11 protein-coding genes and 1 pseudogene are annotated in these 15,677 nt (G+C 70.1%); 6 read left to right on the forward strand and 6 right to left on the reverse strand.

Annotation, left to right across the window (positions count from 1 at the left end; all coding sequences use genetic code 11):
* Nucleotides 1-55: 55 nt before the first annotated feature.
* Entirely contained in the window at nt 56-2,056 is a 2,001-nt protein-coding gene (locus OG202_RS25625; RefSeq protein ID WP_327728680.1) for a ricin-type beta-trefoil lectin domain protein, read from the reverse strand.
* A 603-nt stretch (nt 2,057-2,659) separates the two neighbouring features.
* On the reverse strand, nt 2,660-3,001 hold the full coding sequence (locus OG202_RS25630) for a winged helix-turn-helix transcriptional regulator (RefSeq protein ID WP_327728679.1): 342 nt from the start codon (nt 2,999-3,001) through the stop codon (nt 2,660-2,662).
* Nucleotides 3,002-3,098: 97 nt separating this feature from the next.
* Between OG202_RS25630 and OG202_RS25635 the strand changes: the two genes are divergently transcribed.
* Nucleotides 3,099-4,016 (forward strand): NAD(P)-dependent oxidoreductase, encoded by a 918-nt coding sequence (locus tag OG202_RS25635; RefSeq protein WP_443052358.1) that lies wholly within the window; start codon nt 3,099-3,101, stop codon nt 4,014-4,016.
* Between the two features lie 80 nt (nt 4,017-4,096).
* Here the strand turns inward: OG202_RS25635 and OG202_RS25640 are convergent, their stop codons facing one another.
* A complete protein-coding gene (locus OG202_RS25640; protein WP_327728678.1) occupies nt 4,097-8,008 on the reverse strand; it encodes a glycoside hydrolase family 2 TIM barrel-domain containing protein in 3,912 nt (1,303 codons plus the stop codon).
* Between the two features lie 329 nt (nt 8,009-8,337).
* On the opposite strand from OG202_RS25640, the gene OG202_RS25645 reads away from it, so the two are divergent.
* From OG202_RS25645 to OG202_RS25655, 3 genes are all read left to right on the forward strand, one after another.
* Nucleotides 8,338-9,255, forward strand: a complete 918-nt coding sequence (locus OG202_RS25645) for a hypothetical protein (protein WP_328223636.1) — start codon at nt 8,338-8,340, stop codon at nt 9,253-9,255.
* 181 nt (nt 9,256-9,436) lie between these two features.
* The gene (locus OG202_RS25650) at nt 9,437-10,822 is read left to right on the forward strand and encodes a serine hydrolase domain-containing protein (protein ID WP_328223637.1); all 1,386 of its coding nucleotides are present in this window, start codon (nt 9,437-9,439) and stop codon (nt 10,820-10,822) included.
* A 139-nt stretch (nt 10,823-10,961) separates the two neighbouring features.
* Nucleotides 10,962-11,570, forward strand: a complete 609-nt coding sequence (locus tag OG202_RS25655) for a 3'-5' exonuclease (protein WP_327728675.1) — start codon at nt 10,962-10,964, stop codon at nt 11,568-11,570.
* A gap of 153 nt (nt 11,571-11,723) precedes the next feature.
* On the opposite strand, the gene OG202_RS25660 is transcribed toward OG202_RS25655, so the two are convergent.
* Nucleotides 11,724-12,197, reverse strand: a complete 474-nt coding sequence (locus OG202_RS25660) for a diadenosine tetraphosphate hydrolase (RefSeq protein ID WP_327728674.1) — start codon at nt 12,195-12,197, stop codon at nt 11,724-11,726.
* Nucleotides 12,198-12,291: 94 nt separating this feature from the next.
* Between OG202_RS25660 and OG202_RS25665 the strand changes: the two genes are divergently transcribed.
* Both OG202_RS25665 and argG read left to right on the forward strand, forming a co-directional pair.
* Nucleotides 12,292-12,726 carry a VOC family protein gene (locus OG202_RS25665; protein WP_327728673.1) on the forward strand — a complete coding sequence of 145 codons (435 nt, stop codon included), beginning with the start codon at nt 12,292-12,294 and terminating at the stop codon, nt 12,724-12,726.
* 50 nt (nt 12,727-12,776) lie between these two features.
* Nucleotides 12,777-14,228 carry an argininosuccinate synthase gene (gene argG, locus OG202_RS25670; RefSeq protein WP_326580286.1) on the forward strand — a complete coding sequence of 484 codons (1,452 nt, stop codon included), beginning with the start codon at nt 12,777-12,779 and terminating at the stop codon, nt 14,226-14,228.
* Between the two features lie 622 nt (nt 14,229-14,850).
* On the opposite strand, the pseudogene OG202_RS25675 reads toward argG, so the two are convergent.
* Nucleotides 14,851-15,321 (reverse strand): annotated as a pseudogene (locus tag OG202_RS25675) (dihydrofolate reductase family protein); the annotation flags it as partial.
* A gap of 76 nt (nt 15,322-15,397) precedes the next feature.
* On the reverse strand, nt 15,398-15,586 hold the full coding sequence (locus OG202_RS25680; protein ID WP_327728672.1) for a hypothetical protein: 189 nt from the start codon (nt 15,584-15,586) through the stop codon (nt 15,398-15,400).
* Between the last annotated feature and the right edge of the window lie 91 nt (nt 15,587-15,677).

A 15,677-nucleotide genomic window follows, 5' to 3' on the forward strand; every position in this document is an offset into this window, starting at 1 on the left:
CCGAGCAACGTGCGGCGGGAGAGCCCGCTCGCGTCAGGGGTTCTGTTCACGGGGGTCACGTCTGGCTCCACTTCTGGTTGTTCTGACCGTTGCAGGACCACAGGACGAGCTTCGTGCCGTTGGCGGTGGCGGCGTTGTAGGCGTCCAGGCAGAGGCCGGAGGTGACGTTCGTGAGCGTGCCGTCGGTGTTGACGTTCCACTTCTGGTTGTTGCCGCCGGTGCAGTCCCAGATGACGACGCGGGTGCCGTTGGTGGTGCCGTGGTTGTAGGCGTCCAGGCACTTGTTGCCGTACACGACGAGTTCCTTGCGGGAGGTGTACGTGAAGGCCTGGTTCTGGCCGCCGGTGCAGTCCCACAGCTGGGCGTCGGTGCCGTTGGTGATGGTGTTGTCGTTGATGTCCACGCAGCGGCCGGAGCCGGTGCCGGTGATCAGCGTGCCGTTCGTGCCCGGCAGCGGTCGTACGACGATGCCTTCGAGGGTCGGGGCGCCGGAGAACGCGATCGTGTTGGTGCTGCCCTTGGTGAGGGACATGGCGACGGAGATGTTGCCGGGGGAGGAGCCGGTCGGCGGGAAGGAGACCTTCGTCGACGTCTGGCCGTTGACGGTGAGCGTGCCGACGCGGGCCGTCGACGTGTTGTTGGTGTAGGAGACGTCGACCGTCTTCAGGCCGGTGTTTCCGGCGACGACGCCCGAGAAGCTCGACGTGCCGTTGTACGTGCTCGCCGACTGCTCGGTGCCGCCCTTGACCGTGAGCATCACGGAGGTGCCCGCCGGGACGCTGGTGGTGTAACTCGTGCCAGGCGTACCGACGTTCGTGGCGGTCCAGAGGTTGCGGACGGTCGCCGCAGCGTTCGTCAGGCCGAGGTCGGACCAGCGGACCGTCATGTTCTGCGTGGTCGAGGTGCGGTTGAGGAGGAGGACCGCGCGGTTGCCGGTGCCGGAGAGGACCTTGCCGTACACCTGGAGGCCGGTGGTGTCCTCGGCGACCTTGACGCCCTGGAGGCCGCGGGGGTCCTGGTCGACGGCGATGACCTCGGAGTTCTTGAGGATGTTCGCCGTCTCGGTGGTCATGGTGGAGAGGTCGTTGCCGGCGAGCAGCGGGGCGCCGGAGATCGCCCACAGGTTCATGTGGGTGCGGTCCTGGGCGGCGGTGAGACCCATGCCGACCATCAGCATGTCGGGGTCGTTGTAGTAGCCCGTGTGCTGGGCCGTGGGGTGCACGTTCCGGTCGTAGTTCGTCAGCATGTTGCCGTACGTGAAGGTCTGGCCGTGGTAGAAGATGTCCGTGTTCGTCCGCCACATCGGGCCCATGCCCGGGGCCCAGTTCCAGGGGTTGGAGTAGCCCCAGTTGCACAGGGAGAGGGCGAGCGGGCGGCCGGTGGTGGCGGTCGCGGTGGCCACGGCGTCGCTGATCGCCTGGTAGGTCGTCTTCGGGTCGAGGCCCTCGGCGTCACCGCCGCACCAGTCGACCTTCACGAAGTCGAAGCCCCACTGGGAGAACTGCGTCATGTCCTGCACGTAGTGGCCCTCGCTGCCACTGCCGGGCGCGGCCGGGCGGCCGGTGGGGAAGTAGTAGCCGCAGCCGTCCTTGCCGGCGTCGGTGTAGATGCCCGCCTTCAGACCCTTGCTGTGGATGTAGTCGGCGATGGCCTTCATGCCACCGGGCCACTCCGCCTCATCGATGGTGATGTTGCCCGCGCTGTCGCGGGTGCCCTGCCACCAGCCCTCGTCGATGTTGATGTAGTCGTAGCCGGCCTCGGGCAGCCCGGCCGCGACGAACGCGTCGACCTGCTTCTTGATGACGTTGTAGTCGACCTTCGCGGCGAAGGCGTTCCAGGAGGCCCAGCCCATCGGTGCTTCGGGGACGGCTATTTGACGGTTCGTCACCGCGACCGGTGCGGCGTCGAGTTGGGTGACGGGTGCGGGGGTGCCGCTCGACGGCTGCACGAAGAGCAGGGCGGCGGCCGCGGTGGTCGCCAGGGCCAGGGACCGTACGACGGCGGTTCTGCAACGGCGCTTGAAACCAAGGGAGTTGGCGCGGGGAGGGGAGGACATGCGGCTCCTTCGATGGATATCCGGGGGTCGATATCTCGAACAAGGATCGGCTCGCCGAACATATTGGCTGGCCGAAAGTAGAGCCGGAGGGGGCGGAAGTCAACGGGTGTGACACACGCGGTTTTCACAGGTGGAGGCACCGCGCGACGACGCCGAGCCCGGTGCGGGCTCGGCGTCGCGCTTCGGCGGTCGGGTTTCATGACGGGAGCACAGACGCGCCGAGTCGGGGGAGGGCAGGTCAGCCGTGGTGTCGGCCCGGTCAGCCCTTGTGACCGGTCACGTCGGCGATCCACTGGATGAAGTCGGCCGCGTCCTCGTTCGCGCCGTGGCCCCCGTCCCAGTACATGGAGGCGTTGACGTCGTCACCGAGGTTCTCCGGCTTCGCGGCGAGATTGCCGACGACGCTGAGCGAGGTGTCGCTGTCCTTGGTGCCGACGCGGATCCACCAGTGCCTGGCGCGCCGGGGGGTCGGCCTTCGCGAGGAACGGCGCAGCGTCCCGGGCAGGTCGCTGTCGAGCCTTGCGCCGACGCTGCCCTCGTGGCGGAGGCTGTAGAGGGTTCATCGTTGACGCACAGATGCTCACAGACGGCGCACAGCCGCCGCTACCTTCCCGTCGGCCGCTCGCGTCCCCAGGCGGCCAAGGGCTGGAGGGCGCCGTTGAGGCGCGCGCCGTCCTCGGTCAGCGAGTACTCGACGCGGGGCGGCACCTCGTCGTAGGAGACGCGGTGCACGATGCCGTCCGCCTCCATCTCGCGCAGGTGGGAGGCCAGCACCTTCTCGCTGACACCCGGAAGCAGCCGGCGCAGCTCACCGAAGCGGCGGCAGGGGTGCTCGTGCAGCGCCCAGAGGATCAGGACCTTCCACTTGCCGCCGATCACCTCCATCGCGGTGTCGATTCCGCAGGCGTGTCCGTCCGGTGCGCCCGGCCGGTTCAGCGTCGTCATGCCCCCACCCCTCTGACGTGCTCCCTCACCTCAGGGTAACCACCCACTCCGAAGTGCGTACTTGATCATCTTTGGGCCCGTGACCAGCCTGATCGGCATGACACAGAACCCTGTTGAGAACAGCGTCGAGAACAACGTCGAGAAGAACGACGAGAAGAATTCCGTCACCTTGCTGGGACTCGGTGCGATGGGTACCGCGCTGGCCCGTGCCTGGCTCGCCGCCGGCCACCCGCTCACCGTCTGGAACCGGACCCCGGCCCGTGCCGCGGTGCTCGCCGCCGAGGGGGCGAGGGTCGCGGGCAGTGCCGCCGAGGCGGTCGCGGCGAGCACCCTGGTCGTCGTCTGCCTGTTGGACGACGACTCCGTCGCCGAGGCGCTGGCCGACGCCGACCTGGCCGGCCGCGACCTGGTCAACCTGACCACCGGCACCCCGGCCCAGGCCCGCGTCCGCGCCGAGTGGGCCCGGGAGCGAGGAGCCCGCTACCTGGACGGCGGCATCATGGCCGTCCCTCCGATGGTCGGCGTCCCGGAGGCCGGCGGCTACGTCTTCTACAGCGGCTCACGAGAGCTGTTCGCGCGGCACCACGAGGCCCTGGGCGTCCCGCTCGGCACGACCTACGTGGGCGAGGACGCGGGCTTCGCGGCCCTGTACGACGTGGCCCTGCTCAGCGCCATGTACGGCATGTTCGCCGGGGCCGCGCACGCCTTCGCCCTGATCCGCAAGGAGGACATCGACCCCGCCTCCCTCGCCCCGCTGCTCGCCGACTGGCTCGTCGCGATGGCCCCGGCGGTCCACGAGACCGCCGGCCGGCTGCGGAGCGGCGACTACACCGACGGGGTCGCCTCGAATCTCGCCATGCAGGTGGCGGGCACGCCGACGTTCCTGAGCACCGCCGAGCAGCAGGGCGTCAGCCCGGAACTGCTCAGCCCCTACTTCGCGTTGATGCGCCGCCGCCTGGCCGAGGGCGGCGGCGACGAGGACCTGACGGGGGTGATCGACCTGCTGACGCGCTGACCGGCCGCCGTGTCGACGACGGCCGGCCGAAGGAGGGTCCCGCCTCGAAGCGGGGCGGGACCCTCACCGGGGCGGAGCGCTTACTTCGTCGCCGTCGGCCTCCTGGACGCCGCCGTCGCCCTGTCCACGTCCGTCAGCGGGCGCAGCCGGTACGTGTACGTGTAGTCGCGGTTGGCGAAGAGCTTGTACTCGTCGTGGGTGTGGGCGCCCCAGCTGTTGTCGCCGCCGACGCCCATCTGGCGGTGGTTGACGCGCAGGACGACGGAGTCGCGGGGGGTGAGGTGGTAGTCGTGGCGGAGGCCGGTCGAGAGGTCCTCCGGGGTGAAGAACGAGGCGTTGACCTCGATCAAGGAGTCGCCCGAGACCAGCAGGCCCACTCCGTCGCGGTCGGTCAGGGCGGCCCAGCGGACGTCGGTCTTGTTGCCGTTCTCCTGGGGGCGGATGTAGCCCGACCACTGCTCGGCGACCGTGCCGGAGTAGAGGCCCACGTCGGTGCCGTTGTTGCGGTCCCAGTGGTTCTCCTCGGGGCCGCGGCCGTAGTAGTGCAGGCGGTCGAGGCGGCGCGGGAGGAGGAGCAGGTTGCCGACCTCCGGGATGTACGGCAGGGAGGCCGCGCCCGGGTGCAGGGTGTTGTCGACCTTGATCTCGCCGTTGCCGAAGACCGTGTAGGTGGTGGTGTACGTCGACTCGGTGGTCGTCGGGAGCGTGCCGCCGACCTTGATCTCCACGGCCCGGCCGCCGAGGGCGCGCACGGTCACGTCGGTCACCTTGCGGTTCGCGCCCGCGTCCCGCCAGGTCTGGTTGCGGGTGTGCTGTCCGTTGCCGTGGTCGTTGTCGGTGGGGGCCCGCCAGAAGTTGGGGGCCGGGCCCGAGGTGATCAGCCGGGTGCCGGCCGCCCGGTAGGAGGTGATGGTGCCGTCGGTCTTGTCGACGGTGACGGAGAAGCCGCCCCGGTAGCCCTTGCCGGTGATCGTGATCTCGTCCGTCCCGTCCGCGTACGTCAGCTTCGGGACGTCCGCCAGCGGTACGGGTGTCACCGCCGGGCCGCCCGCGTCGACGGGCAACTGCTGCCGGGCCACCTCGAAGCCGGACCTGGCCCAGGGGGTGGCGTCCTTGGTGGTGAAGGAGAGTTCGAGGAAGTACTCGGTGCCGGGGGCGGGGGAGGAGGGGAGGCGGAAGGGGACGGTGATGTCCTTGGCGGAGAGGGGGGCGACGTCCAGCTGGGCGCGGGTGAGGCGGCCTCGCTGGATCTCCCTGCCGTCGGCGACCAGGGTCCAACCGCCGTCGAGTTCGCGGAGGTTGGTGAAGAGGTACTCGTTGGTGAGAGTGACCGTCCTCGAGGTCAGGGTGTCGGCGCCCGAGGCCGGTGCCGCGTGGATGGCCTGGTAGACGCGCTTGACCTCGGCCGCCTTGCCGGTGTGACCCCGGTCGGCCTTGATGATGCCGTCCGCGACGAAGGCCCCGTCGTTGGGGTTGTCGCCCCAGTCACCGCCGTACGCCAGGAACGAACGTTCCTTCCGCTTCCTCTCCTCCACCTCGACCGTCGCCGCGTCGAACCAGAACCGCACCCCGTCGTCGCCGGGGCCACGGCCGTCGGAGGCCAGCTCGGTCCCGCTCAGGGCCCGCGCGTACACCCGGGCCCGCCGGATCGTGCCGCTGAACTCCCGCGTCGGGTTGTCCGTGTCGGTGCCGAGCGCGAGGGGCGCGGTGTTGACGGCGGGGCGGCGGGTGGTGGTGCGGGTCGCCTTCACCTCGCCGTCGACGTGGAGGGTGAGGGAACCGGCCTCGGCGTCGAAGACACCGGCGACATGGTGTTCGCGGCCGGTCCAGCCGTCGGCCGGGAGCGCCCAGCTGACGCTGACCCACTGGCCGCCGCCGTAGATGAAGAACTCGATGCTCCGCTCGCTCTGCTTCAGCGCGTACTGGGTGTCGCCCTTGGCGACGATCGGCTGGTGGCCGCCGGTGACGTGCGGGGTGACCCAGGCCTCCAGCGTCAGGGAGCCGGTGAGGTCGAGGGCCGGGTCACGGGGGAAGCCGGTGGCGCCGGAGACGCCCTTGTCACGGTCGAACCGGGCGGCGGCGGTGAGGAGTTGGCCCTGCAGCCCGCTCGGGCCGGCCTCCGTGAGGAGCTGCCGTCGCGGGACCGGCCAGGTCAGCGACTGGTCGACGAAGTCCCAGATCCAGCCGCCCTGGAGGACGGGGTGGCGCCGGACGAGGTCCCAGTACTTCTTGAAGTTGCCGGTCGAGTTCCCCATCGAGTGCGAGTACTCGATCATCACGTACGGCCGGGTGTCCGAGGTGTCCTTCGCCCGCTGCTCGACCCGCTGCGGACTGTCGTACATCTCCGAGCGGATCTGGCTGATCGCCGGCCGGTCGTCGCCCTCGTACTGGATGACACGTGTGGGGTCGTACGACTCGATCCAGTCGCGCATGGCGACGAAGGTGGAGCCGCCGCCCGCCTCGTTGCCGAGGGACCAGATGACGACGGAGGCGTGGTTCTTGTCGCGGTGGACCATGGCCCGCGCGCGGGCCACGCAGGCCGTCGTCCAGTCGGCGGCGTTTCCGGGGTAGCGGTCGCGGATGCCGTGCGTTTCGAGGTTCGTCTCGTCGACGAGGTAGAGGCCGTACTCGTCCGCCAGCTCATACCAGAGCGGGTTGTTCGGGTAGTGCGAGGTGCGGACGGAGTTGATGTTGAGCCGCTTGATGATCCGCATGTCCTCGACCAGGTCGGCGCGGGTGAGCGCCATGCCCCGGTCGGGGTGTATCTCGTGGCGGTTGGTGCCCCGGAAGGAGACCGGCTTCCCGTTGATCCGCATCAGCCCGTCCCTGAGCGCGAACTCGCGCAGGCCGACGCGGTGGGAGAGGGTCTCGACGACCTTGCCGCGCGGGTCGCGCAGGCGGAGCACGGCCGTGTAGAGGGTGGGGTGTTCGGCGGACCACAGCTCGGGCGAAGGGACGGACTTGGCGGCCCGCACGGTCACGTCCTCGCCGACGGCGGAGGCTTCGACGGCGACGGACTGGACGAGGGGGCGCGACCAGACGGCGTGGCCCCGGGCGTCGTAGAGCTGGGTCTCGACGGAGTACGCCCCCTCGTGCCCGGCCTCGTACGCGCGGACGCTCGCGGTGACGGACAGGTCGGCGGCCGTGTAGCCGTCGCTGAGCGGGGTGTCCAGCTTGAAGTCGCGCAGGTGCACGGCCGGGGTGGAGTAGAGGTAGACCGAGCGGAAGATCCCGCTCAGCCGGATCATGTCCTGGTCCTCCAGCCAGTCGCCGTCCGAGTACCGGTAGACCTCGACGGCGATCTGGTTCCTGCCCGGCTTGAGGTGCTTCGTGATGTCGTACTCGGCCGGGTCGTACGAGTCCTCGTGGTAGCCGACGAGTTCGCCGTTGATCCACACGTAGTGGGCCGACTTGACGCCCTCGAAGTGCAGGAAGGTACGGCGGTCGCCGGCCGTCCAGTCCTTGGGGAGGTGGAAGGTGCGCCGGTACTGGCCGACGGGGTTGTAGCGGGTCGGCGCGGTCGGCGGCTGCGCCTCCTCGCCGAGGCCGTTCGGGCCCCACCACGGGTAGGTGATGTTGATGTAGATGGGGAAGTCGTAGCCGTGCAGCTGCCAGTTGGAGGGGACCGGGATGGTGTCCCAGCCGCTGTCGTCGACGTCCGTCCGGTAGAAGTCCTCGTCCCGGTCGCCCGGCCGGTCGACGTACGCGAACTTCCACGTGCCGTCGAGGCTCAGCCGGTACGGGGAGCGGGTGCGGTCACCGGTGAGGGCCTGTCTGACGTCCGCGTACGGCATGAGGGTGGTGTGGGCCGGCTCCGCGCCGACCTGGAAGAGCGCCATGTTGCCGGACCACTCGGGGGTGCCGTCGGCCTTCGTCCCCCTGCGTGGGGCCCCGTAGGCGTCGCCGCCGGAGAGGGCCAGGGTGCCGAGGAGGGCGGCGCCGCCCTCCAGCAGTCGACGGCGGCTTACGGGGTGCGGGTGCGGGTGGTGCATGACCGGGGCCTTCCTCGCGACGACATGGGGGGCATGTACTGAGGAGCGTCGGATGCTGTCCGATGTTGTTGAAAAACCGGGCCCACCCTAGGACTTCGAACAGAAGCGGATCAATGACTCTGTCGGACTTTGTGCGGTCGTGAGGGTGGGGGAGGGCGGCCGCCCGGGTGCGGTGAGGGGGCCTATGGGCGCGTGCGGTGGGCATTCCGGGGGGTGGAGGGCGGGGTGGCGTCGGCGCGGTTCGGGGAGGCAACCTCCGGGGCGGTCGGCGGCAACGGAGAGGTGAAGTGAAGGCACGTGAAATCCCGCCCCCACCAAGGGAGTTCACCATGCACACCCCACGCACCCGCATCCCGAGACTGCTCACCGTGCTCGCCGCCGTCCTGGCCGTGCTGCTCGCACCCGGCCTGACGACGCCGTCCGTCGCGCAGGCGGCGAACGACAGCTCCGACCGGGCAAGGGTCGAGGCCCGGGCGGTGGCCGCCGCGGCGGACGTCTGGAACCCGCCCTCGAACCTGGTCCAGCCCCTGGGCGAGGTCTGGAACCACGTCGAGTCCACCTACGGCAACCTGTACGGCTTCCGCAACTACGGCTGGGACCAGATCATGGCCAACCGCGGCAGCGTCAACTACTGCGTCCGCTGGGAGTCGGACCAGCCGGTCAGCGCCGCCCTGCGCGACCAGATCCACGCCGCGCTGAAGAAGCAGTTCGGCAAGTGGATGGCGGCGATGGTCGACAACGGCGCCGGCCACAACGCCTGGCCGTACACCAACGTCCCCGTCAACATCGTCGGCTGGGCGGTGAAGAACCGCTCCACCCTCCAGTGGACCGACAACTCCGTCGACATCTACACCAACATGCTGGACGGCGGAGGAGCCCCGCAGTGCGCCCCCGACTGCGGCCGCTTCTTCCACCAGGACGGCAACTACTCCCGCTGTCCCGGCGGCGCCGCCCGCCACTACGACCAGTCCCTCTGGCTCACCGAGGGCTTCGGCGGCGGCGCCGGCGGCGACTGGGGGCAGCGCATGGGCCGCTCCTACTTCACCGGCGCCCTCAACCAGGAGAACATCCACATCTACCTGCACGAGGTCGGCCACACCTTCGGCCTCGACGACTTCTACGACTGGTCCCCGACCGGCCAGTGCTGCTTCCTGATGAAGGCCGGCAGCGCCACCCAGATCACCGAGTTCGACAAATGGATGTTCCGTGACTTCTGGCGCCACATGAAGTCCCGGTACGGTCTCTGACACCCACCCTTCACCGACGTTCGCGGGGCCATGACAGATGTCATGGCCCCGCTGTGAAGATGATCGTCCCCGCGACGGATGTAAGGAGCACCGACACCTCGCGACAATCACCTGACAGGGCCCGGGAGTTGACCGTCCGGGGCCATCGGGAACGTCAGGAACGTCAGAAACGGGGACAGCCGTGCGCATCAAACATCTCGTCGGGACCGCGCTGGGCACCACACTCCTGCTCGTCACGGCGGCGCCGGCCGTGTCGGCCGCGCCCGGAGCGGCGGCGGGAACCGCCCCGGCGCCCACCGGGCTGGACCGGGCCGAGCTGCGCGCCACGCTCGACGCGATCCACGAGGCCGGGATGTACGGCACGTACTCGTCGGTCCGTGACGGCCGGCAGCGCTGGACCGGCGCGTCGGGTCTGGCCGACGTGGACACGGGGCGCGAGGTCACCCCGAACATGCGGCACCGCGTCGGCAGCATCAGCAAGACGTTCACGTCGGTGGCGATCATGCAGCAGGTGGAGCGGGGCCGGATCGCTCTCGACGCCCCGGTCACGGACTACGTCCCCGACCTGTTCGACGCCAGCGACGCCGACCGGGAGCGCGGCGACGCCATCACCGTACGCATGCTCCTCAACCACACCAGCCACATAGGCGACTACGTCCTCGGCGCCTTCCCCTCCCTCGCCCAGAACTCCACCACCAGCCTCGACGAGGGGCGCTTCCGCTCGATCGCCCCCGGGGAACTGGTACGGCTGGGCCTCGCCGCCGACGCCACGGGCCGCCCCGGCGCGCAGCCGGGCTCGTACTCCAACACCAACTACGTGATCGCCGGCCTGATCCTGGAGAAGGTCACCGGCCAGAAGGCGTCGACGTACATCACCCGCCACGTCATCGACCGCGCCGGCCTGCGCGACACCTCGTACCCGCGCACCGCCCACATCAAGGGCCCGCACGCCAAGATGTACGAGTCCTTCTACGGCATCATCGACCCGCCCCGCGACTACAGCGTCTACGACATGTCCTGGGCCTACACCGCGGGCGCGATCGTCTCCACGACCGACGACCTCAACCGCTTCTACCACACGCTGCTCACCGGCGGCCTCGTCAGCCGCGCGTCTCTCGCCGAGATGCAGCGCACGGTCCCGGTGGAGGTCGCCCCGGGGGCCGCCATCGACTACGGCCTCGGCATCTACACCCTCGACCTCCCCGGCTGCGGGCGTTTCTGGGGCCATGACGGCGGGGTCTTCGGCGCCGGCACCATCAGCCTCACCCGCGAGGACGGCAAGCGCCAGCTCTCCATGGGCTGGAACCTGATGAAGTACCAGCGCCTCAACGCGGACGGTACGGCCCTGGAGCCGAGCCCGATCGACGAGGCGATCAACGGCCACCTCGCGGAGGCGCTCTGCCCGACGCCGGGGACGGGGGAGGAGCCGGGTGCGGGTTCCACGGCGGGCTCCGGTGCGGCGCTGAAGTCCGGGATCGCGGCGGCGGACGCCGGGCGCATCCTCCCCGACGGCCTGCTGGGCGCGGACCTGTCCACCGGGAGCCGGTTGGTGGCCCTGAACCGGTAACCGGTAACCGGTAACCGGGCGTTGGAGCCTTGGAGCCTTGGAGCCTTGGAGCCTTGGAGCCTTGGAGTCAGGGAGTCACGGCGGCTGGTGGGTGGAACGCTTTCCGTAACCGCCCTCGTGCCACAGGGAGAGTAGCGTTTTGCCCACCTTCGTCATCTTCGACCTGGAGTTCACGACCTGGACGGGGGCCATGGAACAGGACTGGTCGGCCCCCGGCCAGCTGCGGGAGATCGTGCAGATCGGTGCCTTGCGGCTGAGCGAGGAGTACGCCGTCGTCGAGGAGTACGAGGCGCTGGTCCGGCCGGTGGTGAACCCGATCCTCTCGCCGTTCTTCACCGACCTCACCGGCATCGACCAGCGGACCGTCGACCGGGACGGCCTCGCGCCGGCCCGCGCCCTGAGCGACTTCCTCGCCTTCTGTCAGGGGCGGCCTCAGGGGCGGTCCGTCCTCTCCTACGGCAACGACATGGTCGTCCTCGGCGAGAACATCGGCTGGGCCCGGGCCCGCGGTGAGGAGATCAAGCACAACGCCCTCACTCCCGGGTTCCTCAACATCCGCCCCTGGCTGAACACCGTCGCCCCGACCACGGCAGCCGCCAACTCGGGCCGCCTGTGGCAGGTCCTGGGTCTGCCCCGGCCGGCCCCGGGCGACGAACACTCGGCCCTCTTCGACTGCCACTCCATCGCGGCGGCGCTCAGGCACCTGGCGGCGACGGGGGTCGCGTTGCCGAAGGGGCTCCTCCTGTAGGCGGCCGGTCGGTCGGTCGGGCAGTTGACCGGTCGGTCAGCCGGTCAGCCGGTCGGTCGGGTCGGTCAGCCGGTCAGTCGGTCAGTCGGCCGGGCGGCCAGCGAGTCAGCCGAACAACCACTCAGCTACTGAGCTGCTCGGCCACTCAACCGCTCAGCTCGCGAGGTGGTCCAGTTCCCGGCCGATCGCTTCGCGCAGCTCGTCGTGGCGCGGTCCGAGCGCGTACCGGTCGTCGCTCCACCGTTCCCGGGGATACAGCCACACCGGCTTGTCGAGCAGTTCCTCCGGCTCCCACGCGTACCTCGGCCAGACATGCGCGTGCAGAAACGGGTCCCTGTTCCCGAGGATCTCCAGGTTGACGCGCCGGAACGCCGGATCCAGCCGCCCACAGGCCCGCTCGACGGCCTCGCCCAGCCGGTCCATGTCCGCGAGGAACGCCGTCCGCCCGTCCCCCGGCAGCTCCGACAGCCGCCCCACGGACGGATCGTCCACGAGCAGCACGCAGTACCCCGGCAGGAACTGCACGTCCCCGATCACCGCGAACCCGGCCGTGAGCCTTCGCAGCACCGTCGGGTTCCCGCCCCTGAGCGCGCTCCCGATCCGATCGCCCCGCCAGTCCCCGCCCACGTTCCGACCCGCCCCTCCGCCTACGCCCGACCCGTGACCGGCGACCTTACAATCACGGTCCCGCTGCCCAACTCCGAACCGTCCAGGAGCTGTTGTGTCCGACGATTCCCTACCCGCTGTCCGTGAACTCCGCCTGGTCGTGACGGCCGCCGACTACGACGCCGCGCTGCACTTCTACCGCGATGTGCTGGGTCTTCCCGAGCGGGCGGCGTTCTCGTCCGACGGCGGGCGGGTGTCGATCCTCGAAGCGGGCCGGGCGACGCTGGAGATCACCGATCCGAACCACGCGGCGTTCATCGACGACGTGGAGGTCGGCCGTCGTGTGGCCGGCCACATCCGGGTCGCGTTCCAGGTGGACGACTCGACCGCGACCACGGCGAAGCTGGCGGCGGCCGGCGCCGAGGTGGTCGCCGAACCGACCCGCACCCCCTGGAACTCCCTGAACGCCCGCCTCGAAGCCCCCGGCGCCCTCCAGCTGACCCTCTTCACCGAACTCGGCGACGGGGGCGACGCGGGTGACGGGAGCTGAATCGCGCGTAGCACTTTGCATGATCATGCATTGGCATGCATAATATTTCTATGTCCAAGGTCCTCACCTCTCTTCCGGCCGGCGAGCGCGTCGGCATCGCCTTCTCGGGCGGGCTCGACACCTCGGTCGCCGTCGCGTGGATGCGCGACAAGGGTGCTGTCCCGTGCACCTACACGGCTGACATCGGCCAGTACGACGAGCCCGACATCGCCTCGGTGCCCGGCCGCGCGAAGACCTACGGTGCCGAGATCGCGCGCCTGGTCGACTGCCGGGCCGCGCTGGTCGAGGAGGGCCTGGCCGCGCTGACCTGCGGCGCGTTCCACATCCGCTCGGGCGGGCGGGCGTACTTCAACACGACCCCCCTCGGCCGTGCCGTCACAGGCACGCTGCTGGTCCGGGCGATGCTGGAGGACGACGTCCAGATCTGGGGCGACGGCTCGACCTTCAAGGGCAACGACATCGAGCGGTTCTACCGCTACGGTCTGCTCGCCAACCCGCACCTCAGGATCTACAAGCCCTGGCTGGACGCCGACTTCGTCACCGAGCTCGGCGGCCGCAAGGAGATGTCCGAGTGGCTGGTGGCCCACCAACTGCCCTACCGGGACAGCACGGAGAAGGCGTACTCCACCGACGCCAACATCTGGGGCGCCACCCACGAGGCCAAGACGCTGGAGCACCTGGACACGAGCCTGGAGACCGTCGAGCCGATCATGGGCGTCCGGTTCTGGGACCCCGAGGTCGAGATCGTCACCGAGGACGTGACGATCGGCTTCGACCAGGGCCGCCCGGTGACGATCAACGGCAAGGAGTTCGCCTCCGCCGTCGACCTGGTGATGGAGGCCAACGCCATCGGCGGCCGCCACGGTCTCGGCATGTCCGACCAGATCGAGAACCGCATCATCGAGGCCAAGAGCCGCGGCATCTACGAGGCCCCCGGCATGGCCCTCCTGCACGCCGCGTACGAGCGCCTCGTGAACGCCATCCACAACGAGGACACCCTCGCGCAGTACTACTCCGAGGGCCGTCGTCTCGGCCGGCTGATGTACGAGGGCCGCTGGCTGGACCCGCAGGCCCTGATGATCCGGGAGTCCCTGCAGCGCTGGGTCGGCTCCGCGATCACCGGCGAGGTCACCCTGCGGCTGCGGCGTGGCGAGGACTACTCGATCCTCGACACCACCGGCCCCCAGTTCAGCTACCACCCGGACAAGCTCTCCATGGAGCGCACCGAGGACGCCGCCTTCGGCCCCGTCGACCGCATCGGCCAGCTGACCATGCGCAACCTCGACATCGCCGACTCCCGCGCCAAGCTGGAGCAGTACTCCGTGCTCGGCCTCCTCGGCTCCGGCAGCCCCGCGATCGGCGCGGCCCAGGCCGCCGCGACCGGTCTCATCGGCCAGCTCCCCGAGGGCGGCGCCGAGGCCATCGCCTCCCGCGGCGCGATCACCGGCTCCGACGACGACGAGCTGCTGGACCGTGCCGCGATGGAGTTCGGCACGGACTGATCGTCCACGGACCGCACGCGCGAAAGGCCGGCTCGACATCCCCCGTCGAGCCGGCCTTCCGCATGGGCCCGGCCCCTGGGAGAGAACGGTCGACCCGACCTCGTCGGAGGGGTGGCCGATCAGGCGGCGTACGGCCACCATGCGCGCCCCCTTGGATCCCCTGAAACCGTCGGTCGGACGGACCCGTCGTCGAGAACGACTGCCGGGACGACTCAGGAGTTGCGCGGCGCGGCGGTCAAGTCCCGTCCGGTTCGGTCCGGTCCGGTCCGGTCCGGGGAAACTGGCGGATCGGCGTTTCCCCGCTGCCCTAGCTGTCCGAACCGCTCACGGCCGAGCTGTCCTGGCCGTTCTGCTGGGTGCGGGACTTGCGGCTCGCCCGGCGGGTCAGTTCGCCGCCGACCAGGGTCGCGGTGGCCACGCCGCGTACCCAGCGCGGGGCGTCGCCCCGAGCTGCCCAGAAGACGCAGACGCAACCGCCGATGACGAGCAGGATGACGGCGGACAGTATGAGCACGAGCATGCTCGACCCCTCTTCGTGTGATGGTCCGCGCCATACTCTCAGGCGGCTCGACGGGGACGAGGGCGGCGCGTCCACCGTGTGCGCCACGGGACAGCACACCTTGCGCCGTACCCGGTAGCGCAGGTGGAGGACACGGTCTCCCTGGATCACTGTGTAGGGGTCGTCGAGGAGGTGTGGGGCGTCGGTCGAGCCGAAGTACCGCTTGCCGGAGCCGGAGCCGGAGCCGGAGCCGGAGCCGGAGCCGGAGCCGGAGCCGGAGCCGAAGACGACGGGGACGACGTCCATTGCCACCTCGTCGATCAGGCCGTGCGCGAAGGCCTGGCCGCCGACGTCGCCCGCCGCCACGCCGACGTTGCGGTCCCCGGCGAGTTCCCTGGCCTTCGCGATCCCCTCGGCGACACCGTCGACGAAGTGGAACGGCGCCTCCGGGTGCCACCCCTCCGGCCTGGGCCGGTGCGACACGACGACGATGTGCTCGCCCGCCGGGGGCGTCCCCTCCCAGCCGTTGGTCATGTCGAACACGTGCCGCCCGACCACGAGCGCGCCGATGGACGCCATCATCGGCACGACGTACGCGGCGGACCTCATACACCTCGTACACAGAGACCGGGCGCGCCGCTCGCACTCATCGGCGCGCCGGAAACCCCGCTCAGGCGCGCTGCCGCTGTCCCTGGCCGCGCAGGAGGCCGGCGCCCGCGCCGAGCGAGACGACGCCCATACCGACGGCGGTGGCTATGCCCTGGGCGCCGTCGACGGCGAAGGGAGCGACCGCGGCGACGGCGAGGTTGAACAGGAACAGGAACCACAGGACGGGCTTCGAGCCGAGCAGGGCCTTCATGGGAGGTGTCCTTTCGCGGAGATGAGCCGGGGAGGTCCGCTTGACCTCGTGCTTCAACGATCCCGTTCGGCGGCGTTCGCCACGAGGGAGT

The sequence above is a fragment of the Streptomyces sp. NBC_00310 genome (assembly GCF_036208085.1).
GTDB lineage: Bacteria > Actinomycetota > Actinomycetes > Streptomycetales > Streptomycetaceae > Streptomyces.

What these genes read in the sequence shown, in the direction of transcription:
- OG202_RS25625 (WP_327728680.1), bottom strand. Translation starts at nt 2,056, where the DNA reads ATGTCCTCCCCTCCCCGCGCCAACTCCCTTGGTTTCAAGCGCCGTTGC.
- OG202_RS25630 (WP_327728679.1), bottom strand. Translation starts at nt 3,001, where the DNA reads ATGACGACGCTGAACCGGCCGGGCGCACCGGACGGACACGCCTGCGGA.
- OG202_RS25635 (WP_443052358.1), top strand. Translation starts at nt 3,099, where the DNA reads ATGACACAGAACCCTGTTGAGAACAGCGTCGAGAACAACGTCGAGAAG.
- OG202_RS25640 (WP_327728678.1), bottom strand. Translation starts at nt 8,008, where the DNA reads ATGCACCACCCGCACCCGCACCCCGTAAGCCGCCGTCGACTGCTGGAG.
- OG202_RS25645 (WP_328223636.1), top strand. Translation starts at nt 8,338, where the DNA reads ATGCACACCCCACGCACCCGCATCCCGAGACTGCTCACCGTGCTCGCC.
- argG (WP_326580286.1), top strand. Translation starts at nt 12,777, where the DNA reads ATGTCCAAGGTCCTCACCTCTCTTCCGGCCGGCGAGCGCGTCGGCATC.
- OG202_RS25680 (WP_327728672.1), bottom strand. Translation starts at nt 15,586, where the DNA reads ATGAAGGCCCTGCTCGGCTCGAAGCCCGTCCTGTGGTTCCTGTTCCTG.